Below are 24178 nucleotides of genomic sequence, written 5' to 3'. Positions count from 1 at the left end.
CTCAAGCCGTAGCCGATGCGCTGTGGATAGCGTCAAGCACCTGCTGACACTGTTGTTCTGCGTACCCGGCCAGAATAGCTGCAAGACGTTCCTCGTCCCGTTCCTTGATGGCACCTATCGACTCCCGCACATGGGCCAGATTGTCTTCCAGCACCCGGTTGCCACCGCGCTGGAACGCCACAAAGGCGCAACGTTTCGCCGATGGCCACAGATCCTCAATGGCGGAAATGATGAAATAGTTGTCGGCATAGGCCAGCGACGCCTGAGTGTACTCTATGCCTAGCTCCAGAAACGCCAGCAGGTCGTTATTGTCGTGGCAGCCTTTCATGCGCTGGTAGAGGGATTCGAGCTTGTCGATGTCGGTTGCCTGCCACTGCCGCACCAGCTTGCGCCCGGTATGGGTCAGGTACAGTTGCAGCACTTCGTACAGGCTGCGTACAAAATAGTCGTCCAGCGGCGTAACGAATGCGCCCTTGCGGGGCACGTTCTGTACCAGGTGGCGTTTTTCAAGCAGAAGCAAGCCTTCGCGGATCGACCCATGGCTCACGTCCATTTGCTTTGCCATGGCGCTTTCATAGATGCGTTCGCCGGAGCGAAGCTGGCCGAATGCGATGAGGTTTTCGATGTGACGGGCGACCTGTTCGGTCAGAGTTTCGCGGGGCTTGAATGTGGTCATGGTCCTGCTTCGTTACAGCATGCTGGCTCAATGGTTCTGGAATACTCTCACATTCTTTGCGTATGGAAAATGGGCACACCAAAACTGATCAGGCCCTGGTGGGCGGTTTCAGAGCAGGGGGCCTAGCAACCGTATGGTGCGGCACGTCAACCGGAAGGCCACTGAGCGGTCCCGGTAATCCCGTTCCGTCATCAGGCGACTGGTGGTGAGATCCTGTTCCAGAAGATGTTCAATGCCGTTCACAAACTCAACGGCGGTACTGATGGCGGTAATCTCGAAGTTCAGTCGCATCGAGCGGTTGTCCAGGTTGGCGGTGCCAATGGCCGCGTAACGGTTGTCCACCAATACGACTTTCTGATGCATGAAGCCCGGCTGGTAGCGATAGATGCCAATGCCGGCGCGACATGCCTGTACCAGATACGAGTACGCAGCCAGCCGTATCAGCCGGCTGTCGGATTTCTCGGGGATAATGATTCGCACGTCCACGCCCCGTAAGGCTGCCAGTTGCAAGGCGTTCATGATCTGGACGTCGGGCACGAAGTAGGGCGAGGCGATCCAGATCCGCGTGCGGGCATTGTTGATGCAATTGAGGAAAAACAGCGTGCAGGTTTCGTAGGTATCCGCCGGGCCGGTGGGCAGAATCAGGACTTCCTGATTGCCAGGTGCCGGCATGGAAGATGTCCAGTTGAGCGTCGGGAAGTCCTCACTGGCCCAGTTCCAGTCCTCAAGCCAGGCCAGTTGCAGCCCGGTCACCGCCGGGCCGGTGATGCGGCAGTGGCTGTCACGCCAGGGCTCCTCGTCCATGGCAGTGCCCAGATACTCGTCGCCGAGGTTGATGCCTCCGACAAATCCCACCTCACCATCACAGACCAGCAGTTTTCGGTGATTGCGGAAGTTGACCTGCAGGCGCATGCGGCGAAAATTGCCGTCCCCAAACGAGGCAACCTTTGCGCCAGCGGCGGCCAGTTCCCTGAGGTACTTCCGCGGTAGCCAGACACTGCCAATGTCGTCGTAGAGGAACCAGACCTGAACGCCCTGGGCCAGCTTTCGCTTAAGGATCGACTTGATGCGTTGGCCGACCTTGTCGGAGCGAACAATATAGAACTCCAGGAGAATGTAGTGTCGGGCATTTTCCATGGCATCGAACAGCGCCTCAAAGGTGGCTTCTCCATTCTTGAGGAGGTCGCATCGATTCCCGGTGGTAAACGGCTGTCGGCCCAGTTTGCAGAGTACCTGGAGTTCGTCTGGAAAATGTTCATCGGCGCGCTTTCTGATTGCAGCAGTCTGCTGTTCGAAATGGTTGAGCAGTTCCGTCAGCGCGGCGTCGCCGGTGCGTCTGGCCCTGATATAGCCGCCGAACCGGTTGCGTCCAAACAACAGGAACATGGGAACGGCAACATAGGGCAGGCCGATCAGCGCCAGAATCCAGGCGATGGCCCCCTGTGCCACGCGGTATGTCATCAGTATCCGATAGATGCAGGCGGCCGCAGCCAGGTAGATCAGGGCGAGTGCGAGGGGCAGCCAGGGCACATCTGCGATACTCATTCCGGCGCGTCTCCATTGTCGATGTTCAGGTGGCGGGCACGGTACTGGGCTGGCGCCATCCCGGTCCAGCGTTTGAACGCGCGGCTGAAGGCGCTGAGCTCGGAAAAGCCCAGCAGGAAAGCGATTTCGCCCAATGCGTAGTGATCCGACGCCACGTAGCGGAGGGCTTTGTCCTTGCGGACTTCCTCCACCAGCTCGTGAAATCCAAGCCCTTCCTTTTTCAGCCGTCGATACAGGGTTTGCCGGCTCATATGGCACTGTTTCGCCAAAGTGTCGGCGTCAATGCGATCGGTGGACATCTGACGTGAAATCAGTTGCCGGATCTTGCGGCCGAAGGTGCGCCTGCTTTGCAGCCGGGCCAACACTGCGTTGACCTGCTTCAGCACGGCGGAATAAACATAGGGATTGCGATGGGGAATCGGATGGCTCAGGTGGCGGCTACTGAAGGCCAGGCGAGTTGCACCACAGCCAAAAAACACCGGGCCCCCCAGTAATCGCCGGTACTCGTCGGCATAGCCTGGTTTCGGATGGGCGATCTCGGCCCACTCGGCAACGATGGAAGGGTGGATGAAATGCCGTGTGCGGCATAGAGCCGCCGCCAGTGTTCGGTCCATATCCTGGCGACAGTAGTGCCCGGGGGTGTCCGCCTGCCAGGTCAGGATGGCCTGCTCGCCGGTCCGTTCAAAGCTCAGGATCACCGATTCGTTTATCAGCCGGTGCAGGCGAACATACTGGGTAACGGCCTCGCCGAGAGTGTCGCAATTGAAGAACACATGGCCGACCAGCCCCATTCGGTCGGGATCGACCACCTGGCCAGCATGGAGGCCAACGGCAGGGTCTCCAGTTACCTTCTCGGCGTGTTCCCACAGGCGATAGTGGCACTCGGCTGGAATGCGCAGGTCCGGGTCTGCCAGCTCGCTCCTGTTGAACCCGGCGATCTGCTCAACGGCGGGGACGTCCAACACGCCTTGACGGTCCAGATAGTGAACCAGCGCCAGCGTGCTGGAGGCTGCAACCATTGGGGATGTGGTGGCTTTTGCCTGGGGCGAGTTCACGGTCACCTATGATTGAGGGTTAACAGGAATTCATCTGCGCTGATACAAAATGTCAAACCTGTGGGACAGCCTGTCAACGGTTTATTGTCCTAACAACGATAGCATTAACTCATTGAGGATTCTCACCCGCACATCTGGATTGGAGGTGTTTTCATGGAACTGGAAATTTTTGTACCCCATAACGAGTTGGAGCGCTCCAATATCGCCGCTTTGGCTGAGTACCTGAACAGCATGTACTACTGCTAATCAGTTTCAGCAAACGTTCATGACCTGAGCCGGGGGAGACCCCGGCTTTTTTTTGCCTGAAATATCTGGCCGGTTGTCGGCAAGCCTGCGGTTTGCCCTTGTGCCAATAACATTCGATGGTAATGTAGTCGCCTTAACGATAGTAGCCCGTTATCACACGAACCTAACCGGCGACTCCAGGAGGTCCTGACCATGAGTGTTGAACTCAATCACCGCATTACCGGCGAAGGCCCGCCATTGATCCTTCTCCATGGCCTGTTTGGCTCGCTGGAAAACCTGGGTGGCATCACCCGTCGCCTGCAGGACCAGTGGCAGATTCATGCTCTGGATCAGCGCAATCACGGCGCGTCCCCCCACACCGATGCGATGGATTACCCGGCTATGGCCGACGACGTGTTGGCTTACATGGACGCTCAGGGGCTGGAAAAGGCGTTCTATTCTGGGCCACTCCATGGGCGGAAAGACCGCGATGCAGGTGGCATTGCAAGCTCCGGGTCGGGTTGAGCGGATTATCGTGGCGGATATCGCACCGGTGACCTATAAACCCCGCCACGATGCGGTGCTGGAGGGGCTGACCTCAGTGGATTTGGGCTCGATCCGCACGCGACAGGATGCCGACAGTGTGCTGGCGGGCTATGTAGAGGAGCTTGGTGTCAGGCAGTTCCTGCTGAAAAACCTGGTGCGGGTGGGGGATGACGAACGCAACCAGCATCCGGGACCGTACCGTTGGCGGCTGAACCTACCGGTGATAGAGCAATGTTACCCCCGCCTTGCGCGTGCACCGGAGGGGGAGAGGCCGTTTGAAGGTCCGGTATTGTTTATCAAGGGAGCCGATTCGGCCTATATTCAGGAAAAACACCGCGACGACATCCGCCAGCGCTTTCCCGCAGCGGACTTGCGAATCATCAATGGTACAGGGCACTGGTTGCACGCAGAGAAGCCCGATAGCTTTGCGGCGCTTTGCCGACGTTTCCTCACCGAATAGCGCCTGGTGACGACGGATGCCCGCCAGTTTAGCCGCCGGCGAGTGTCTGATAAGGTTACGGAATCGTATCTGACAGGAACAGGCATCCTCTATGAAGTGGCTTCTGGGCGCATTGCTGATTGGTTTTTTGGTGCTGGGTGGTTTCCTGTTGTCGCCATCTCCCATCAACAGTCAGGCCTGGAACGCCCCTTCGCCGCAGCCGTTGACCGGTAAGCTGGCTCCCAATGAACGCCTGAGACTGGCAGACCTGTTGGCCAGGGGAGAGGTTTACGGTCCGGAAGACACCACGGTGGATGACGACGGTATTCTTTACACCGGCACGCAGGATGGCTGGATTGTCCGGGTTAAACCGGAAGGCCAGACGGAGAAGTGGCTGGAAACCGGAGGCCGGCCCCTGGGCATGGTGTTTGATCGTCACGGCAACCTGATCGTGGCGGATGCCTGGAAGGGACTTCTCTCCATCGCACCGGACAAGACCGTCACCGTGCTGACCCGAGAGGCGGAGGGCTTGCCTTTCCGGTTCACCGACGATGTGGATATTGCCCCGGACGGTCGCATCTACTTTACGGATGCCAGTTCGCAATTCCGTGAGCCCGAGTATCGGCTGGATTTGCTTGAGATGCGCCCCCACGGTCGCCTGCTTCGCTATGATCCGGCCACACGTAAAACCGAGGTGTTGCTCAGCAACCTGCATTTCGCCAACGGCGTGGCGGTGTCGCCGGACGGCGAGTACCTGTTGGTGAACGAAACCTGGAAGTATCGAATTCTCAAATACTGGATTGGTGGTCGTTATCCCGGGCAGGCGGAAGTGTTCGCCGACAACCTGCCCGGTTTTCCCGACAACCTGGCGGTCGATCACGAAGGCCGCTTCTGGGTTGCGTTTCCCACGCTCCGGAATGCCCAGGTGGATACCCTGCATCGGCAGCCATGGCTGAAGGACCTGTTGGCCAAGTTGCCGGACTACTTCAAGCCGAAGCCCCAGGAATACGGGCTTGTAGTGGCCATGGACGAGGACGGCAGCGTGATTACCAGCCTTCACGATACCAAGGGTACCCATCTTCAGGAGATCACGTCAGTCAATCCCCATGACGGTTACCTCTACTTCGGTTCACTTCACAACGACCGCATCGGCCGGCTAGCCTTGTCGGCTATTCCGGAGCTTGGAGGCAGCAGCAATGAGTGAGTTTGATCCGGTGAACTGGGATCTTCCCCAACCATTCACCATGGCCATCGACGTTCGGGATGCGGATACCGACAGGCTCGGGCACGCCAACAACGTGGTGTACGTGCGCTGGCTTGAAGATATCAGTTGGCAGCATATCGACAGCCTGGGCATGACCTGGGAGCTGCATGAAAAAACCGGCAAAGCCATGGCCATTACCCGCACCGAAATCAATTACCTGGCGTCCGCCAATGCCGGAGACCGGCTGGTGCTGGGCACCTGGCTGACCGGGTTCGATGGACGCTTTCGCTCGGCGCGGCAATTCCAGTTGGTGCGTGAATCCGATGGCAAGACTCTGGTGCGGGCGGTATCCACCCATGCCTGTGTCAACATGAAGAGCCAGAGGCCCTCACGTATGCCTGCGGAATACGCTGACATCCTCGGTGGCGCGATGGTGCCCGGTGGTCGCGGCTTTGATACCACACCTTGAGGATTCTGCTAGTCTGAACAGATGATCCTGTCCCTGAAGCTGTCTGGAGAGCCCCATGGAAAACACCGTTGATCCGAATTCTGGTCATGCCATGCGTCACGTGGTCTATGACCACTTCGGCGATACTGACGTACTGCGGATCGAAAGTTCCACCATCCCCGAACCGAGCGGCGAGGACGTGTTGCTCAGGGTGGCGGGCGCAGGGTTGAACCCCATCGACTGGAAGACGCGGAAAGGCCTGGGATTTGCCGCCCGGCAGATTGAAGACCACCTGCCATGGACTCCCGGCTACGATGTTTCGGGCGAAGTGATTGCGGTTGGTGCTGATGTGACGACGTTGGCGCCAGGCGATCGGGTGATGGGCATGGTGGGCTTTCCGGCTGGCGGAGGAGGTTATTCCCAATACGCAGTGGCTCGCGCCGACGAGTTGGCGATTGTGCCCGAGGAACTGGACCTGGTGACTGCCGGCGCTTTGCCGCTGGCCGCGTTGACCGCCTGGCAGGCATTGTTCGAAGTGGCGGAACTGGAGGCTGGCCAGAAAGTGCTGATTCACGCCGGTGCTGGCGGAGTCGGGCATTTCGCCGTGCAGTTTGCGCTCGAACGGGGCGCCCATGTGATCGCCACCGCTTCAGCCAGTAATCGCGATTTCCTGGCGGCTTTTGGCGTCCATGAGGTGATTGATTACCACACCACCGACGTTGTAGACGAGTGCTATGGCCTGGACGTAGTGCTGGATCTGGTCGGCGGTGAAACGGGCAAGCGTTCCCTGCATACCCTGAGCGAGCACGGCGTACTGGTCACGATTCCCACCGTGACGGCGGATGAGATCATAACTGCTGCGGAGTCCCTTGGGCTGAGAGCCCATGGCATGACCGTCCGTCCGGATGTGTTTCATCTCGATGAGATCGCCGAACTGATCGAAGACGGCGACGTCCGTGTCCATATCGACAAGACGTTTTCGCTGGATCAGGTTGCCGATGCCCACCGCTTGCTGGAGGGTGGGCACGTCCGGGGTAAGCTGGTCCTGGACTGCGGGGCCCGCTGATACGCTCAGGTTGGAGCGGGTTCCGGTGACTGTTCCGGTGACTCCCCGGTATCCCGCTCCTTGCGTTCCTTCCGCGCCTGGGGTGGCACCAGGCTTACCAATGTCCAGTCTTTCTCGGGCTTGATGGCCTCCATGCTCTTGACCGGCGTGATGTGTTCGCGCGTGTTCACCACGAACAGCACCATGGCCTGGCGATCGTACCTGTCCAGGAAATCCTCGAACGTAAATTCCTCGCTGAGCTGGGTGGTTTTCACCGTATACCCCTGGCTGGCCAGACTGGCTAGCTTGGCGTAGCTCACACCGTCGAAGAGTCCTCTCGTAAGCTGTATTTTCTCTGCGGTCTGGTGCCGGGCCTTCTGGTCCTGATCACCTTCGGCCAGGGTTAGCACTGAGTCTTTTCCGAACCAGTCCAGGAAGTGGTAGGTGGCCAGGGAATTCATGTGCTTGTAGGGAGAAATAACCAGCAGGTTACCAATGCCGGTAAGGTCCAGGTGAGTCGACGCATGCTCCGACACCGGATTGCCGAAATACACTTGCAGATTTTCCATGCGCGCCTGTTTGACGTTCTCCCAGTTGGTGTCCGCCAGGGTAACGGGGACCTCCAGTTTCTTCAGCGCCAGGCCGATTTTTCGGGCCACCGGGTTGGCGCCGAGAATCAGGAACCCGTATTCCGCCGGCTCGGCGACCTTCAGAAGCCTCGCCAGAGGCCTCGCGGTAAGACTCTGCAGGGTGACGGTGGCGATGATCAGCATGAATATCAGTGGCACCAGGGCCCCGGCGCTTTCGTAGCCCAGTTTCTGCAACTGAAACGCAAACAGGGCGGATACGGCAGCGGCTACAATGCCTCGTGGGGCGATCCAGCTCAGGAACAGTTTGTCGCGCCAGTTGAGACTGGTGCCAATGGCCGACAGGAAGATGCTTGCCGGGCGTGCAACCAGCATCAGCAACGCCAGCACGGCCACCAGCCCCCAGCCCAGTTGAGCGATGGCTTCGAACTCCACCCGTGCCGCCAGGATGATGAAGAGAGCGGAAATCAGCAGCACGCTCAGGGATTCCTTGAATTCCAGGATGCTGTCGATGGGGACCTGCTTCATGTTGGCCATCCAGATGCCCATCACAGTGACCGTCAGCAGGCCAGACTCATGGGCCATTTCATTCGACAGGGCATAGACCCCGAGCATGAACGTCAGGGTGCCGGCGTTGTGCAGGTATTGCGGCAGCAGGTGCTTGCGCAACGCAATGCCGTTCAGCCAGCCCGCGACAGCGCCAATCAGGAAGCCCACTGCCAGGGTCTTGCCAAAAATATACAGCGAGTGGCTGAATACGTTGCCCTGGCCCCAGGACACAATGCCCTCGAAGACCAGTACCGCCAGCAGGGCGCCCACTGGGTCGATGATGATGCCCTCCCAGCGCAGGATGTTGGCCAGTTTTGCATCCGGTCGCACGGATCGGAGCAGAGGGGCGATGACGGTAGGGCCGGTGACGATGGATATGGCGCCAAACAGGAGCGCCACCTCCCATGACACATCAAGGATCCAGCGGGCGGCCAGGGTGCCAATGATGCAGGTGACAATGGAGCCGACAGGAATCAGGTTGCGGACCATTTTGCCATGGCCGCGGATTTCCTCGTAACGGAGCGTCAGGCTGCCTTCAAACAGGATGATGGCAACAGCCAGGGAAATGACCGGGAACAGCAGGTCTCCAAACACGACTTCGGGGTCCAGAAATCCCAGCAGCGGCCCCGCGGCAATGCCGCCAGCCAGCAGGAACAGGATGGCCGGCATGCGAACCCGCCAGGCGAGCCACTGGCAAAACAGGGAGAGCACACCGATGCAGGCAAGGAGAAAGACAGTGCTGACGGTCATAATGGGGTCAGTTCCGTTGAAGTGTGGGTTTAACTCTGTAGTCCCGCAGGAAAGTCTGCTGTCTTGTCGGAATTGGCCTTGCGCGCCAGGCGGGCCAGCAACCGCGCTGCTGCAAAGAAACCAAAACTGGCTGTGACAGGGCTGGCAGCACCAAACCCGGAGGCGCAATCCAAACGGACCGGGCCCTCGGTGGCAGGCTTCTGGAGGCAAACCTCACCGTCCCCTGCAGGATACGTGAGCTGTTCCAGTGAGTACACGGCTTCAATCCCGAAACGCCGTTTGGGATTGCGTGAGAAACCGTATTCCCGCCGCAGGGTATTACGAACCTTGGCCAACAATGGATCCTGTGTGGTTTTACTCAGGTCACTGACGCGGATCTGGGTCGGGTCCATCTGACCGCCAGCGCCGCCAGCACATACCAAAGGGATCTTGCGACGCTGGCAGTGAGCAATCAGTGCGGCCTTGGCTTTAACACTGTCGATGGCATCGACCACCCCTGACATATCCGGGGTAATCAGTTCATCGACGTTTTTCGTGTTCAGGAACCCGAAATGGACCCGAATATCACCCTCCGGGTTGATCGATCGCAAACGGTCCGCCATGGCGTCGGTCTTGGTAAGGCCATACTGTCCGGTAAGCGCGTGGAGCTGGCGATTGGTATTGGACACGCAGATATCGTCCATGTCGATCAGCGTCAAGGTGCCGACTCCGGAGCGGGCAAGGGCTTCTGCCGCCCAGGAGCCCACGCCACCCAGTCCGACGATGGCAATGTGAGCGTGACGGAAGTGCTCCAGGGCCCGGCGGCCATAGAGTCGTTCGATACCGCCGAAGCGGAAATGGAAGTCGTCACCCGTCATGCTGCATCTCCGGAGAAAAGTCACGATTGTAACCCAGCCCTGCGGGCTGTCTCTAATCAGTCGTCGGCTATCGTATTCGCGGGGTGAAATAAGCAGGCGTAAACAAGGCCACGCAAGAGCGTGGCCTGTAAGCAAGTGCCCAACCCGACGGGGCGGACGAGTTCGAACCCGCCTCAGCGTATAAAGGGGTTCAATAAGCGGGTGAACGTGCCGGTTAGTTTAACCGGTGCGCTGAGTACCGACAGGGTAATGCAGTCCTCACAACCAACCGCTACGGGTTTATGCTCGTCTTCCTGGTTGAGCACCACGAAGTCCCACTGGTTGAACACACCTTTCTGGTCCGCGAACGCACCCTGTAGCACGATAGTGGTTTCGTTCCCTCTGTGGGTATGCGCGGGTGCCTTTCCACCGGCTGCCAACTTCTGAAGCACCACCTGCTCGTTCTGGCCGGGAAACCGTTCACTGATGTCCAGAACACTGACATCGCCGAGTTGTCGTTTCCAGGGCAGCGCGTCGAGATCGTCGCCCAACAACTTTTGAAGTGGGCTCATGCGCTTGGCTTGTGTGCTGATGTAGGTCTCCGTCATGTCCGGCTCGCTGTCTATGCGTGACAGGATAGCGTCAAACATGTCCGATGAAACGCCGACTTGGGGCTGATTTTCCATCATTACGGCACCCAGGCTGTCGAGCGTATCCACACGGCTGCGACAATGGGGGCACTGGTCCAGATGGAGACGAATGCACAGTGCGTGGGGCTCGCTGAGGTTGCCCGCACTGAATTCCATCAGGGTGAGTGTGTCTGGATGGTGCCGTGTCATACGTTCTGGTCCTGCAAGATCACTTTCAGTTTGTTCAGTGCCAGGCGTACCCGGCTTTTTACGGTGCCCAACGGTATATTGAGCTCGTCCGCCACCATCTGGTGTGACTTGCTTTCCATGTAGACCTTGGCGATTACCGTAATCTGTTCTTCCGGGAGATGACTGAGGGACTCTCGCACGCGACGTTCTGACATCAGGCGGTGCAGCGACGTAACCGGTTCATCTTCGTTTTCGCCGGGAATCTGCCACAGATCCTCCGTTTCAACGGGCATTTCCGCACTCGTGCGCTTCATCTTGCGCAGCATGTCAATGCGTTGGTTACGAGCGATGGTGAAAATCCAGGTCGACGCGGCGGCCTTCCGCCAATCGTATAGGCAGGAGCGGCGCCAAATCGATACGAAAACCTCTTGCACCAGCTCCTCGGCATGACTCGCCATGCCATTGGCCATAGCGTAATACTTGATCTGAGGGCCAAAGTGCTCGAACAAAGCATGATAGGCCTGCCGATCCTGGTTCTTTCCCACTTTCTCCAGTAGCTGGCTCCAAGGGTCCTTGCGGCCCTCGGCCCGTGCTGGTTTCTGATCCAGTGTGGACACCGGACGCTCCTTGACAGTCGCATGATTTGGCATTGTTGTGTTCATCATTCTATGCACTCGCCCCGGGTTTGTCAGTCACGACATATACGGGGGCGATAGACAGACGGATCTCTCGGGCGCGCAATCAGCGCCTGATCCGGGTTACTCTTCCAGGTAGGTATAGCCGCCCAGGCCATTCTCCAGTTCTTCCAGCAGGCTCGTCTGTATGTCTTCCGGCAATCCGCTGGCGGCAAATTTCTGCTGATAGGCACGAAGCAGCGCACTGGGTTCGAAGTTCACATACTGCAGCACCTTCGCGACGGTATCGCCATGGATTGGCTCACTCACGGTATGGCCGCCGCCGGGATTGCGTCGCACATCCACCGAATGAGTGTCGCCGAACAGGTTGTGCATATCACCGAGGATTTCCTGATAGGCACCGGTCATGAAAAAGCCCATCAGCATGGGTTGTTCCGGCGCCTCTTCAGGCAGTGGGAAGGTGGTTTCGATGCCCTGGCCGTCCACGTACCGGTCAATTCGTCCGTCGGAGTCACAGGTAATGTCCTGGATGATCGCACGACGGGTGAGGGGGCGATTCAGTCCGTTCACAGGCATGATCGGGAAAATCTGATCAATGCCCCACACGTCCGGCAGCGACTGGAACAGCGAAAAATTCACGAAAAGCTTCTCCGCCAGTTTTTCATTGAGTTCGTCGATGATCTCGCGGTGCGCACGATTGGCGGAATTCAGCTGTTTTCTCAAAGCCTGGCAGCAGGTGGTGTAGAGCGTTTCCGCTCGCGCGCGGTTCGCCAGTGATAACAGGCCGTGGGCGAACTGGGTGTGGACATCCGCCATGGCGTGGAGCACGTCGTGGTAGATCTCAGCCAGGGAACGGCGCGACGCCTCATCCTGAAGGCTTTCCAGGTCGCGCCACAGATCCTGCAGCGGTGCCGGGGCATCACTGGCCGGTTGTTCGGGCGGGCGCTTGTCGGGTATCTCCCGGTCAATCACATTGGTCACAAGTACCGAGTGGTGAGCCGTCAGCGCACGGCCGGATTCGCTGATCAGGGTGGGGTGGGGAATACCCGCCCGATCGCACTCCGATTGCAGGATATGAATCACGTTGTAAGCGTATTCGTGCACGCTGTAATTCATCGAACAACTGCTGCGTGAGCGGGTGCCCTCGTAGTCCACGCCGAGCCCACCGCCAATATCGACAGTGCCTACCGGTGCCCCCATGTGGCGCAACTCACTGTAGAAACGGGCGCACTCGCGCAGCCCGGTCTGGATGTCACGGATGTTGGCAATCTGCGACCCCAGGTGAAAATGCAGCAACTGAAGGGATTCAAGGGCCCCGGCACGGCGCAGGGTTTCAACCACATCCAGCACCTGGCTTGCGGACAGGCCGAATTTCGACTTTTCACCGCCGGTATTCTGCCAGTTGCCTTTGCCGATGGTGGCCAGCCGTGCGCGCACGCCAATCAACGGTGTCACTCCCAGACGTCGGGCTTCCTCGAGAATGAGCGGCAACTCGGACTGTTTTTCCACCACAATGAACACCCGGTGCCCCAGCTTCTGCCCGATCAGCGCCAGCCGGATATATTCGCGGTCCTTGTAGCCATTGCAGACAATCACCGACTCCTGCTGGCGCGATAGTGCCAGAACCGCCATTAACTCCGGCTTACTGCCTGCTTCGAGGCCAATCTGGTTGTCACTGGCGGCCGGTTCGGCGCAGAGCAGCTCCTCAACCACCCGGCGCTGCTGGTTGACCTTGATCGGGTAGACCGCGGTGTAGCCTCCCTGGTAGCCGTGTTCGCGAGCGACCTTGTTAAACGCGCCACACAGCTTGTTGACCCGATCATGGAGAATATCGGTAAAGCGGATTAGCACCGGAAGCTGGACACCCTCACTGACCAGGGAGCGGGTAAGGTCGGGCAGGTTGATGTCCTCGCCGCTGTGCCCCCGGTCGGGTCTTATCAGTACCTCGCCACGGGCATTCACATCGATATAGCCATCGCTCCAGTGGGCGATGTTGTACACCTTGTGGGCGGCGCTGAGGGTTGGTTCACTCATGGGGCTTTCCTGTGCTGAGTCCACAGCCGGCAACGGGCCGGCCTATGGCGCTCATTGTATGGATTCCACCGCCCCGCTAAAAGAACAACACCCGAAAAACACGGCCCGAGGGTACTGATAGTCCTTTAGGTGTGCTGGTTACGCACCTACAATAGCCTCAATACGAACAGGCTCAACGCGCACATCCGGAGACACGACATGACTGCACTGAACGATGGCTGGTTTACCGAAGTATTCCAGGACCAGGGAACCGCCTTTTCCCTGCAGGTAAAGAAAAAGCTGCACGACGAACAAACCGAGTTCCAGAAACTGGAAATCTGGGAAACCGAAACCTTCGGCAACCTGATGGTGCTCGACGGCTGCGTAATGCTGACCACCAGAGACAACTTTCTCTATCATGAAATGATGACTCATCCGGCCCTGTTCACCCATAAAGACCCGAAGAAAGTGGTCATCGTTGGCGGTGGTGATTGTGGAACCCTGAAAGAAGTCCTCAAGCACCCCGGTGTGGAAGAAGCCTGGCAGGTGGAAATTGACGAACGTGTCACTCGCCTCTCGGAACAGTATTTCCCCGAACTTTGCGAATCCAACACAGATCCTCGCGCCAACTTCTTCTTTGGCGATGGTATCCAGTGGGTACGTGATGCGGTGCCCGGAAGTCTCGACGTCATTATCATCGACAGCACCGATCCGGTCGGCCCCGCCGAAGGCCTGTTTGCCCTGGACTTCTATCGGGACTGCATGATCGCCCTGCGCGACGGTGGCATCATTGTCCAGCAAAGCGAATCGCCGCTGCTGCACACCAACACCATCATCAAAACCATTCACGACGACATGAAAAAGGCCGGCTTCGACCACGTCCGCACCCTGCCGTTCCCGCAACCGGTGTACCCCACCGGCTGGTGGAGTTGCACCATGGCGGGTAAGGAAAAGCCAGTGGTGTACTTCCGTGAGGAAGACGCGGATCAGCGGCCGTTTGTGACCCGCTATTACAACGCCGACATCCACCGTGGGGCATTGGCGATGCCGCAGTTCATGGTGGATGTATTGGAAGATGAGGTGATGTCGAGCGAGGGCTAGGAGGCCATCAGGGGCAAGGAATTTCTGAAGGTGGTACGGGCGCCGTTGTTCGCCGCCCGGTTTTTGATTAGAGTTTGGCTTTGTGGCGGTCATGCCCGCCCCTCAAGGAGAGCGCCTGCTTTAGTCAGTACCTTTGCGGGCCTAATACACCGGCCGCAAAGGAACGCTGCCAATGAAAGTAAAATCCCGCCTGGAGCTTGAACTCCGGGACCTGCCCTATATTGAAAGCCCTTTCTTCGCTGCCTCATATGCAGCCGAACTGATTGACCATCCTGTCTCCGACGTGCCCCGAAACCGTAGTGGAAAGGAAATGAGCGTCAAAGCACTGGAGCGTGAGCTCAGGGACGGTCATCTGTTTCTGATTGGAGGCAAGCCCTTATCGCCTATAGTTGTCTGGGAAACGGACAGTGATCACCCCAACGGCGGGTTCTGGCGCCTAAAGAGAGATGGTGGCGGGCCGGGCCTTCGCAACCAGATTGAGTCTCTCAACAAGTGGGAAGTCACCCCTGAAATCATCAGCCACGTAGGGGCGGGCGGTGTCGGCCATATGAACGTCTGCGGTTTTGACTGCACCATGACCAACCGCCGCGCCGACGAGCGTTACCTGGCGAAACAGGAAGCCGACCGACGCTCCACCCTGCCGCTGGGTACAGCAGCGTTGGTTGCGCCCCTTGTGCCCGCTGCCTCGCTAGCCCAAACACCCGAGAACGGTCAGGCAAAGAAAGAAGAACAGAGAAAGCCGGTTCATCTTGAAGTGGGCATTTTCACCGATGGCACGTTGAACAATGCCGGTAATATTGAGATTTACCGGCAGCAGGTGGAAGAGACATGCCTCGTGCCGCACAGCAATGGCGAGATTGACGATGCCGAGTGTGAACGGCGGCTGGCTTTGTTGCTGGGGGGTAGTTACGCCAATGAGATCAGCAATGTCGCCAAGTTGCGGGATCTATATCCCGAGGTCGAAAATGAGGCGGAAACAATGATCAACCAGAGTTTTTCGGTGTATGCGCCGGGAGCAGGATCGAAAACCGGAGCTCCGGATTCTCTGGAAGGTATGACAACCGGTCTTGGTGAAACGGGTGTCACCGAGCAAGTAAAAAATGGTTTCACTGAGGTCGCAGAGCGCATAGCCATACTGGTTAACGAAAGGCCTATCGCAAAGCTAACAGTTGATCTGTTTGGTTTTAGCAGGGGAGGCGCAGCCGCCCGCCATGCCGCGAATGAAATTGCCAAGGGCTCTGATGGCGAATTGGGACAGTCTTTGGCCGCCATGGGTATTCAATGGCCGGAACGAGTTACCATTCGTTTTGTGGGGTTGTTTGATACCGTCGCCGGCATCGTAAATATCACGGGTGGCGATCTCTCTCCAAGCAATGCTCGTAACACGCCGGTGAACCTGTACCTGGACCCGGCCACCGTCTCCACCGCTGTACAGTTCACGGCCGTTGACGAGTGTCGAGAAAATTTTGCGCTTAACAGCCTCTGCAATCCGGATGGTTCACTTCCCCGCAACTTCCGAGAAATCATGGTGCCCGGCGCGCACTCCGATATTGGTGGCGGCTACCATGATAGCCAGACCGAGGAACTGATGCTTTCGCCTAAACTGACCATTGGCGGCAGCGCTACGGCCTGGCCGGAGCAGACACCGCAGTGGGACAACCTCGCAACCCTCAAAGGGGTGACCGAAGCCGAGGGCTGGATCGGGACTCGCAGCCTACCCCTGACAACGGGCGAGCCAGCCAGCCTCGGGATTCATAAAACAGTGCGCGAGCACCCCGTTCCGGATGGCGAAGTGGGCCTCGACCTGAAACTGCACCGGCAGGTGCGCGGCGAGCTATCGCGGGTTTATCTTCACTGCATGTATCACTTGGCGAAAAGAGCAGGCGTTCCATTGAAGGACATTCGTACTGCCAAGAATGCCGCAGAAGTTCCGAAAGAACTCGACCTAGCGTACCGGATACTATGGGAGCATATCTCGCTGGGCAAGAACCTGCCTGAACTGCCGCCGCTGCAAAAGGAGCTGGTAAAACAGCGGTATGTGCATCATTCGGATCATTACAACCTGCTTGAGTTTTTGATTGGGGACACCATCGTGAGCTCCGAACTCCCATTTTCGAACGCCAGGTTCCTCTCGCCATTCCGGCCTGCGCCTGAACGGAAACGTATCGTCTATAACAATCAGCCGGAGACGTAATATGCGCCGTATAACATTCATGCTTGCCCTCCTCATTGGTTTGATGCTATCGGGGTGTGCCTCTGGGCCTGATAGCCTTTTTAAGGCATATGTGGGTGTAGGGGCACCCAAGCACTATGAAGTCTGGGTTGAGCACCTGGAACTTGAAGCCTCCGGCATAAGACACTGGCGTATGCCGGTGGGAAGTGTTGCGTGTTGCTGGAAAGGGCCCAGTGGCCCTAGGGGCAAAGGAGGAACAGCGCAGCCTTTCCCGGACTATATCGGTATACGCTGGTTCTCGTTTGCTGAACAAAAGTTTTACGAACGCGTGTTTTCACTGCCAGAGGGACTGGAAGAAAAAATGCGCGAGCACGCAACTTATACTACCAGCCTGGGAACCTTCAGCAGGCCACGGGATATGCTGACTATCGGTTTGGCGCCCGGGGGGCAGATGGTTCTTTGGATTAATAACCAGATTGGCAATGAAATTGAAGTAGGCCGAATGCAAGCTAACGAGGTGGAGGGGGACGCTTCAAATTACGAAGTCGGCACCCGTAACTACCTTGAAGAACACAGCGACTACATCGAAAAACACGGTGTACCAAAAGAAGGCTGGTAATTCACCTCTTCAGACTCCCATGTTTGTTAAAACCGTAAGTGAGGGCTGCTGGCCGGTGGTGGCGTTGGTATTGGTTACCGTTGGAGAATAGGTCGAAAATTAGACAACGCGATACCTCTGACTACACTTGCCGGTATCGGGCAACGGTTGCCCGATTGCGAAGCGCATGGAGAAGGAGGTCACTGATGACGGTTCGACAAGGGAAGCAGAGCGCAACTGGTTCCGATTCGAAAGATTTGAATTGATCAATGGCGCATGGTACTTCCAGACTCGCGAAGGGGCGCTAAAGGGGCCTTTTGAAAGCAGTTAGGAGGCTGAAATGGAACTGCTACGGTACTTGCGCCGGGTCGAGGATTCGCTGTTTTGCAATGCGGTTTGAGGCCACAAAATTCTACGGTTTTCAGGAGAAATAGCAAGGGCGCCCAATGGGCGCCCTTGCTTTCGGGCCTTCAGGCCGGTTTACTTGGAACTGACAAACTCCGGATAGGCTTCCATACCACACTCGGACAGATCCACACCTTCGTACTCTTCCTCTTCGGTCACCCGAATACCCATGACCGCCTTGAGGATGCCCCATACAATCAGGCTGGTGACGAAGACCCAGATGAAGATGGTGAGCATGCCCACGAGCTGACCCATGAAGGTCGCGTCCGCGTCGGACAGCAGTACCGCGAAGATACCCCAGATACCAACCACACCGTGTACGGAGATGGCACCGACCGGGTCATCAATACGCATCTTGTCGAGTGTCACGATTGAGAACACCACGATAATGCCGCCGATGGCGCCGATAATGGTCGCCAGCAGAGGCGAAGGATCGGCGGGTTCAGCGGTAATCGCAACCAGGCCAGCCAATGCACCGTTCAGGGCCATGGTCAGGTCAGCCTTGCCGAACATGATGCGGGCTACAATCAGAGCACCGATCAGGCCGCCGGCAGCGGCCGCGTTGGTGTTCAGGAACACGTTGGCCACTTCGTTGGCAACACCGATGCCGCCCAGTTTGAGGGTAGAACCGCCGTTGAAGCCGAACCAGCCCATCCACAGGATGAAGGTGCCCAGAGTCGCCAGCGGCAGGTTGGCACCAGGGAAGGCCTTGATCTGGCCATCCGCACCGTACTTGCCTTTACGGGCGCCCAGCAGCAGGACACCGGCCAGAGCCGCAGCGGCACCCGCCATGTGTACGATGCCAGAACCTGCGTAGTCGCTGTAGCTCAGCTCATAGATACCGAATACGGCATCGCCGTTCCAGGTCCAGGAGCCCTGCATCGGGTAGATGAAGCCACACATGACAACGGCGAAAGCCAGGAAGGCCCAGAGCTTCATGCGCTCGGCCACGGCACCGGAAACGATGGACATGGCGGTTGCAACGAAGACAACCTGGAAGAAGAAATCAGAAGCCCCGGCGTATTCACCCATCTCACCAAAACCGGCTTCGTTGGAAGCAGCAAGGACTCCGGCAATCGCCGCATCGTCCATTTGAGCGACCGTGGTAACGCCGCTGAGGAAGAGACCGCCACCGTACATGATGTCGTAGCCGCAGATGAGGTACATCGTGCAGGCAATGGCAAACAGGGAGACGTTCTTGGTCAGGATTTCAGTGGTGTTCTTGGCACGTACCAGGCCTGCTTCAAGCATTGAGAAGCCTGCGGCCATCCACATGACCAGGGCACCGCAAATAAGGAAGTAGAAGGTATCCAGCGCATACTGGAGTTCAAAAATATGATTGAGATTGCTTTCCATGTGAAGCCCTCCGCACGAGGCTTTTCAAGTTATAAATTTTTTGCGTTGGCTGTCTGGTTGATCAGGCTTTGATCAGACCGCTTCTTCGCCGGTTTCCCCGGTTCGGATTCGGATCGCCTGTTCCAGTTCGGTCACGAAAATTTTGCCGTCACCAATCTTTCCAGTGTTGGCAGCCTTGGTGATGGATTCGATGACCTGATCCAGCAGGTTGTCGCCGATAGCAACTTCAACCTTGACCTTGGGCAGGAAATCCACCACGTATTCTGCGCCACGGTAGAGTTCGGTATGACCCTTCTGGCGACCGAAGCCTTTGACTTCAGTGACCGTTACGCCTTGTACGCCAATCTCGGATAGTGCCTCACGGACATCATCCAACTTGAAAGGCTTGATGATCGCTGTCACAAGTTTCATTGCTTTCTCCTTGGTAAAGCCGTCTCAACATCTGGAACTCTTCGGCCCGTTGTTGAGGTCGGGATGCTGCCACCTCGCACACCAATTGTGCGGATTGCGTACAAGGCTTTTAGCATCGGGTGTGCCAACGCAAAAAATAATATAACTATCAGACAGTTGGCTGTATGTTGATCCAGAATGGATCGTCAGGGCGCACCATTTCGGGGCTTGTCTGTCTTGGGCGAACCATAATGATGCACGAACTCGGTGCAAGCATTAGGGGTGCCTGAGCCACATTATACTGTCGACGGCCACAGTATGGCAGGGGAGGCATTAGTGTTACACTCCGAACCGTCGTTCAGGTACGACGAAAAGCCCGCCGAGGACGAGATATAGTCCAGCGCAGCTATTTTGACCGGTGATTTTTGAGAGGTGACTCGTGAAAGGTCCACAGGATTTCTTTTCCCAGCTTCAGGGACAGTTCGGCCAGTTCGTTCCCGATATGGCCCGTGCCGCCCGTGAGGACTTTGAAGCTCAGGCCCGCGCCACAGTGATGACGGTTCTGTCGCGCCTTGAGTTGGTCACCCGAGAAGAATTCGATGCCCAGCAAGCTGTACTGATGAAAACCCGCGAAAAGGTCGAAGCGCTGGAAAAGCGCGTGGCTGACCTGGAAAAGCAGTTCCCGAGTAGCTGACAGGCAGGACGCCCGTCAGGCGGCCAAGCCGCTATTCCCTATAACCATGGAAGGTTGTCATGTTTGCCGTTGTCCATACCCGCGCCAGTATTGGCGTTTCAGCACCCTCCGTTACCGTTGAAGTCCACCTGTCAGGCGGCCTGCCGGCGCTGTCCATCGTCGGGCTCCCCGAAACGGGGGTTCGTGAAAGCCGGGAGCGTGTTCGCAGTGCGCTGATGAACGCCGGCTTTGAATTCCCCGCCCGCCGAATCACCATCAATCTGGCTCCTGCGGACCTGCCCAAGGAGGGCGGCCGCTTCGATCTCCCCATTGCCCTGGGCATTCTTGCCGCTTCCGGACAGATTCCGGCGGAAAGCCTCGCACAGTATGAATGCGTGGGAGAGCTTTCCCTGGATGGTGCGCTGAGACCGTTGAAAGGTGTGCTCCCGGCGATACTGGCAGCCCGCAACGAGGGGCGTCGGTTGCTGATCCCCCAGGCCAATGCCGCGGAAGCCGCACTGGCCAGTCAGGACGATGTGTTGCCAGCCGGCCATTTACTGACGGTCTGCGAACACCTGTGTGATCGGGCAAGGATTTCCCCAGTAGCGCCAGCGGTGCCGGAAACGGGCGTGAACGCCGGTCCGGACCTTGCGGACGTGCATGGTCAGAGCGTGCCGCGGCGGGCGTTGGAAATCGCCGCCGCCGGCGGGCATAACCTGCTGATGTTTGGTCCACCGGGCACTGGTAAAAGCATGCTCGCCAGCCGTCTGCCGGGTATTTTGCCACCGCTAACCACCGAATCTGCGCTTGAGGTAGCAAGCATCCACTCCGTGGCCGGTCATCCCGTACGGGACGGAGAGTGGTGCCGGCCGCCCTACCGCGCGCCCCATCATACTGCCTCGTCGGTTGCCATGGTGGGTGGCGGTAGCAGTCCGCGCCCCGGAGAAATCTCCCTGGCGCACCGCGGTGTGTTGTTTCTCGACGAACTGCCAGAGTTCGAGCGCCGGGTGCTGGAAGTGCTGCGGGAACCCATGGAGTCCGGCGAGATTGCCATCAGTCGAGCAGCAAGGCAGGTGACTTTTCCAGCCTGTTTCCAGGTCGTGGCGGCCATGAACCCGTGCCCGTGTGGCTATCTGGGGCATCCGACGATTGAGTGCCAGTGTACGCCCCCGCAGGTGCTCCGTTATCGGGCAAAGATATCAGGGCCACTGCTGGACCGGTTCGATTTGCATGTGGAAGTGCCGGTTCAGAGCGGGGAAGTGCTGATGAAGCGTGACGGTGGGGGTGAGTCCAGCACGGTTGTGCGGGATCGGGTGTATCAGGCCCGCGAGCGGCAAATGCAGCGAGGATCCGGAAACGCCGCGTTAAGTGGCGGTGAGCTGCAGACGCACTGCCGCGTGGATGCAGCAGGTGAGGCCATGTTATCCGCCGCCATGGAGCGGCTGGGGCTCTCTGCCAGGGCATTGCATCGCATCCTGCGGGTGGCACGGACCCTGGCGGACCTGGACGGCCTCGACCACATTGGCAATGGCCATCTGGTTGAGGCGTTGGGTTACCGCAAGCTGGACCGGCAGCAGACCCGGAATGCGCAGGTTTCGGTATAGTCCGCTGGGCGGCCTCTGGTAAACTGTCTCCATAACCCATTGAAGGAAAACCGCACAGGGCGGTTGAGGACGTCAGATGACCGATCACAACGATGTTTCCGGCGATTCACCCGTGACGACCCGCCGTGGCGTACGCAGTTTCGTGCTGCGCCAGGGGCGGATGACCGAAGGCCAGAAAAAGGCCTACGACCGCAGTTGGCCCAAATACGGCCTGACCCGTGAACAGGGCATGATTGACCCACGCCAGATCTTTGGACGGGACAACATGCTTAACCTGGAGATCGGGTTTGGTATGGGCAAGTCCCTGGCAGACATGGCGGAAGCGGCACCGGAGCAGGACTTTATCGGCGTGGAAGTACACCTGCCCGGGGTTGGCGCCCTGCTGAAAGAGATTGAAGACCGGGGGCTGGAGAATGTTCGTGTCTACGCCATTGATGCCAACGATGTGATCGACCGGTGCCTGCCCGATGCAGCGCTGGACCGGGTGATGGTGTTTTTCCCGGATCCGTGGCACAAGAAGCGCCACCACAAACGCCGGCTGATCCAGCACGAATTCGTCCAGCGCCTGCGCCATAAACTGCGCGTGGGCGGGATCCTGCACCTGGCCACCGATTGGGAAAACTACGCGGAACACATGATGGAGATCATGGGAGAGTCCGAGGGTTTTGCGAACTCACAGGACATCGGCGAATATTCGCCGCGCCCGGAAGACCGCCCGATCACCAAGTTTGAGAAACGGGGCGAGACGTTGGGGCATGGCGTCTGGGATCTGGTGTTTTACCGCACCAACTAGGCTGTCGGTACGCTGACGGAAGTTGCTACTCGTGGGCCAGCGGATGGCGCCGGGCGGCACGAATGATCACCAATCCGGCGCAGCCCAGCATCAGGCCGGTGAATTTCACCAATGCGCAGAGCGTGGCGGACAGGCTGACCATATCCGTGGGCGGGTCCATGTTATTGAGTAGCAAGATGTTTTCCGTTAGATCGCCGGCCCCCGCGGTCACAAACAGGGCCTTCACCCAGCGTGCCACGTTACGTTCCCGAACGCCCGGCCGGTCCCGCATCAGATGATTGGTCAGGAAAATCAGCGTGGCCAGGTAAGCGGGTACAAACAGGAAGTCCAGCCAAAGGGATATCTGTGCCCATAGTATGCCGTCCTGTCGCCAGCTGCGCAGTATGGCCATGGACTGGTCCGCCGTGGCGGCCATCTGAAGGCTGACGATGCCCTGGGGAGCCGAACCGGTCTGCAGGGGCTGATTGACCACAACCAGGACCAGCAACAGGACGGCGGTGGCCGCCAGGCTCAGGTTGAGCCGTTTGGGCAACAGGGTCATAAGGCGCGGCAGTGACATCAGAGGAAGCGCTCCAGCAGACTGTTCAGATAACGCTGTCCGAGTTCCGTGGTCTGTATCCGTCCCGGTTCCAGCATGTTTTCTTTTCTTAGCGCCTCAAGTTTTACCGCAACTCTGCTCAACGGTAAACCTGTACGCTCTGTGAACAGGTTTTCCGGCACACCGGACGTCAGCCTCAAGGCATTCATCAGAAACTCCAGCGGCCTTTCTTCCAGTTCGACCATTTGGCTGCCCGCGGTGCGGCTGCCGATGCGGTTCATGTAGGCTTCGGGTTGCCGGGTTTTCCAGAAACGCCGGATATCGCCGTTGCGGAAGGTAACCTTGCCATGGGCACCAGCGCCCAGCGCCAGATAATCCCCGAACATCCAGTAATTCAGGTTGTGGCGGGACGCCATTCCAGGCCTGCTCCAGGCTGATACCTCGTAGTCCGTAAACCCCTGCTGATGCAGGTAGTCGGCACCCTGGCAATAGATTTCCCAGAGGTGGTCGTCGTCGGGCAGTTGGGGCGGGCGGCTGTAGAACTCGGTGTTGGGCTCCAGGGTCAGCTGGTACCAGGACAGGTGCGGGGGTTGCCACGACATGGCCGCCCGCAGGTCATCCAGTGCGTCTGCCGGTGTCTGGCCCGGCAAGCCATGCATCAGGTCCAGGTTGAAGTTGTCAAAGCCGGCATTGCGGGCGGCCTCTATGGCCCTGTGGGCCGCCTTATCATCGTGGATGCGCCCCAGCGCCTTCAATCGCATGGGGTTGAAACTTTGGATGCCCAGTGAAAGCCGGTTTATGCCGGCGCCACGGAAGCCGTTAAAGCGACTCTGTTCCACTGTGCCCGGGTTGGCCTCCAGTGTGATCTCGGCATCGTCAGTAAACGACAGGTGAGTGCGCAGCCGGTCGAACAGCATGTTGTAGAACTCCGGCGACATTAACGAAGGCGTGCCGCCGCCGATGAAGACGGTTTCGATCGGGCGCCCCTGGATTAATGTGAGGTCACCGGCAAGGTCCTCCATGATTGCATCAAGATAGCCGTTCTCGGGAATGTCGCCGGTCAGTGCGTGGGAGTTGAAGTCGCAGTAAGGGCACTTTTTCACGCACCAGGGGACGTGAATATACAGGCTTAGCGGGGGCAGGGTGCTTACCGCTGTGTCGTTCGTCGGGGTCATG

The 24178-nt window shown here is 58.2% G+C and carries 22 protein-coding genes and 1 pseudogene; 11 read left to right on the top strand and 12 right to left on the bottom strand.

The genetic code is table 11. The features are described from left to right. Position 1: 1 nt before the first annotated feature. From R1T46_RS00525 to R1T46_RS00515, 3 genes are all read right to left on the bottom strand, one after another. Positions 2–676, bottom strand: coding sequence for a GntR family transcriptional regulator (locus tag R1T46_RS00525; protein ID WP_075195014.1), 675 nt, complete (start codon positions 674–676; stop codon positions 2–4). Positions 677–784: 108 nt separating this feature from the next. Further along, positions 785–2221, bottom strand: coding sequence for a cardiolipin synthase (gene cls / locus R1T46_RS00520; protein ID WP_317307037.1), 1437 nt, complete (start codon positions 2219–2221; stop codon positions 785–787). Then, positions 2218–3240 carry an AraC family transcriptional regulator gene (locus R1T46_RS00515; RefSeq protein WP_410797519.1) on the bottom strand — a complete coding sequence of 341 codons (1023 nt, stop codon included), beginning with the start codon at positions 3238–3240 and terminating at the stop codon, positions 2218–2220. Before R1T46_RS00515 ends, cls begins: the two co-directional genes overlap by 4 nt. Positions 3241–3714: 474 nt before the next feature. Here R1T46_RS00515 and R1T46_RS00510 point away from each other — a divergent pair. From R1T46_RS00510 to R1T46_RS00495, 4 genes and pseudogenes are all read left to right on the top strand, one after another. Next, positions 3715–4507, top strand: a pseudogene (locus R1T46_RS00510) (alpha/beta fold hydrolase). 91 nt (positions 4508–4598) lie between these two features. Beyond that, positions 4599–5690: an SMP-30/gluconolactonase/LRE family protein gene (locus tag R1T46_RS00505; RefSeq protein WP_317307035.1), complete on the top strand. Its 1092-nt coding sequence runs from the start codon at positions 4599–4601 to the stop codon at positions 5688–5690. Then, positions 5683–6159 carry an acyl-CoA thioesterase gene (locus tag R1T46_RS00500; RefSeq protein WP_317307034.1) on the top strand — a complete coding sequence of 159 codons (477 nt, stop codon included), beginning with the start codon at positions 5683–5685 and terminating at the stop codon, positions 6157–6159. Before R1T46_RS00505 ends, R1T46_RS00500 begins: the two co-directional genes overlap by 8 nt. 55 nt (positions 6160–6214) lie before the next feature. Further along, positions 6215–7204, top strand: coding sequence for an NADP-dependent oxidoreductase (locus tag R1T46_RS00495; protein WP_317307033.1), 990 nt, complete (start codon positions 6215–6217; stop codon positions 7202–7204). A gap of 5 nt (positions 7205–7209) precedes the next feature. Here the strand turns inward: R1T46_RS00495 and R1T46_RS00490 are convergent, their stop codons facing one another. From R1T46_RS00490 to speA, 5 genes are all read right to left on the bottom strand, one after another. After that, the gene (locus R1T46_RS00490; protein WP_317307032.1) at positions 7210–9069 is read right to left on the bottom strand and encodes a sodium:proton antiporter; all 1860 of its coding nucleotides are present in this window, start codon (positions 9067–9069) and stop codon (positions 7210–7212) included. Positions 9070–9098: 29 nt separating this feature from the next. After that, a complete protein-coding gene (tcdA, locus tag R1T46_RS00485; protein ID WP_317307031.1) occupies positions 9099–9926 on the bottom strand; it encodes a tRNA cyclic N6-threonylcarbamoyladenosine(37) synthase TcdA in 828 nt (275 codons plus the stop codon). 173 nt (positions 9927–10099) lie between these two features. Continuing rightward, positions 10100–10744: a ChrR family anti-sigma-E factor gene (locus R1T46_RS00480; protein WP_317307030.1), complete on the bottom strand. Its 645-nt coding sequence runs from the start codon at positions 10742–10744 to the stop codon at positions 10100–10102. Continuing rightward, positions 10741–11340, bottom strand: a complete 600-nt coding sequence (locus R1T46_RS00475; RefSeq protein ID WP_036203098.1) for a sigma-70 family RNA polymerase sigma factor — start codon at positions 11338–11340, stop codon at positions 10741–10743. The genes R1T46_RS00480 and R1T46_RS00475 overlap by 4 nt, the downstream gene beginning before the upstream one ends. Before the next feature lie 141 nt (positions 11341–11481). Next, positions 11482–13392, bottom strand: coding sequence for a biosynthetic arginine decarboxylase (gene speA, locus R1T46_RS00470; RefSeq protein WP_317307029.1), 1911 nt, complete (start codon positions 13390–13392; stop codon positions 11482–11484). 198 nt (positions 13393–13590) lie between these two features. Here speA and speE point away from each other — a divergent pair, with 198 nt between their 5' ends. From speE to R1T46_RS00450, 4 genes are all read left to right on the top strand, one after another. Continuing rightward, positions 13591–14472: a polyamine aminopropyltransferase gene (gene speE, locus R1T46_RS00465; protein ID WP_317307028.1), complete on the top strand. Its 882-nt coding sequence runs from the start codon at positions 13591–13593 to the stop codon at positions 14470–14472. 172 nt (positions 14473–14644) lie between these two features. Beyond that, a complete protein-coding gene (locus tag R1T46_RS00460) occupies positions 14645–16666 on the top strand; it encodes a T6SS phospholipase effector Tle1-like catalytic domain-containing protein (RefSeq protein WP_075195019.1) in 2022 nt (673 codons plus the stop codon). A gap of 1 nt (position 16667) precedes the next feature. Further along, positions 16668–17264, top strand: coding sequence for a DUF2931 family protein (locus R1T46_RS00455; protein ID WP_075195020.1), 597 nt, complete (start codon positions 16668–16670; stop codon positions 17262–17264). 166 nt (positions 17265–17430) lie between these two features. Then, the gene (locus tag R1T46_RS00450; RefSeq protein ID WP_221886060.1) at positions 17431–17574 is read left to right on the top strand and encodes a DUF6316 family protein; all 144 of its coding nucleotides are present in this window, start codon (positions 17431–17433) and stop codon (positions 17572–17574) included. A gap of 149 nt (positions 17575–17723) precedes the next feature. On the opposite strand, the gene R1T46_RS00445 is transcribed toward R1T46_RS00450, so the two are convergent. Further along, positions 17724–19004, bottom strand: a complete 1281-nt coding sequence (locus tag R1T46_RS00445; protein ID WP_317307027.1) for an ammonium transporter — start codon at positions 19002–19004, stop codon at positions 17724–17726. Between the two features lie 72 nt (positions 19005–19076). Further along, the gene (gene glnK, locus R1T46_RS00440) at positions 19077–19415 is read right to left on the bottom strand and encodes a P-II family nitrogen regulator (protein ID WP_004578958.1); all 339 of its coding nucleotides are present in this window, start codon (positions 19413–19415) and stop codon (positions 19077–19079) included. A gap of 418 nt (positions 19416–19833) precedes the next feature. Here glnK and R1T46_RS00435 point away from each other — a divergent pair, with 418 nt between their 5' ends. From R1T46_RS00435 to trmB, 3 genes are all read left to right on the top strand, one after another. Then, the gene (locus R1T46_RS00435; protein ID WP_036203113.1) at positions 19834–20088 is read left to right on the top strand and encodes an accessory factor UbiK family protein; all 255 of its coding nucleotides are present in this window, start codon (positions 19834–19836) and stop codon (positions 20086–20088) included. Between the two features lie 59 nt (positions 20089–20147). After that, positions 20148–21671, top strand: coding sequence for a YifB family Mg chelatase-like AAA ATPase (locus R1T46_RS00430; RefSeq protein WP_317307026.1), 1524 nt, complete (start codon positions 20148–20150; stop codon positions 21669–21671). Between the two features lie 76 nt (positions 21672–21747). After that, positions 21748–22464 carry a tRNA (guanosine(46)-N7)-methyltransferase TrmB gene (gene trmB / locus R1T46_RS00425; protein ID WP_007154277.1) on the top strand — a complete coding sequence of 239 codons (717 nt, stop codon included), beginning with the start codon at positions 21748–21750 and terminating at the stop codon, positions 22462–22464. A gap of 25 nt (positions 22465–22489) precedes the next feature. Here the strand turns inward: trmB and R1T46_RS00420 are convergent, their stop codons facing one another. Next, a complete protein-coding gene (locus R1T46_RS00420; RefSeq protein WP_036203120.1) occupies positions 22490–23023 on the bottom strand; it encodes a hypothetical protein in 534 nt (177 codons plus the stop codon). Next, positions 23023–24177 carry a radical SAM family heme chaperone HemW gene (gene hemW / locus R1T46_RS00415; protein ID WP_036203123.1) on the bottom strand — a complete coding sequence of 385 codons (1155 nt, stop codon included), beginning with the start codon at positions 24175–24177 and terminating at the stop codon, positions 23023–23025. Before hemW ends, R1T46_RS00420 begins: the two co-directional genes overlap by 1 nt. Between the last annotated feature and the right edge of the window lies 1 nt (position 24178).

Source organism: Marinobacter salarius, assembly GCF_032922745.1.
Lineage (GTDB): Bacteria > Pseudomonadota > Gammaproteobacteria > Pseudomonadales > Oleiphilaceae > Marinobacter.
The sequence above is the reverse complement of the archived record's forward strand: the minus strand, read 5'-3'. Positions and strand labels throughout refer to the sequence as shown.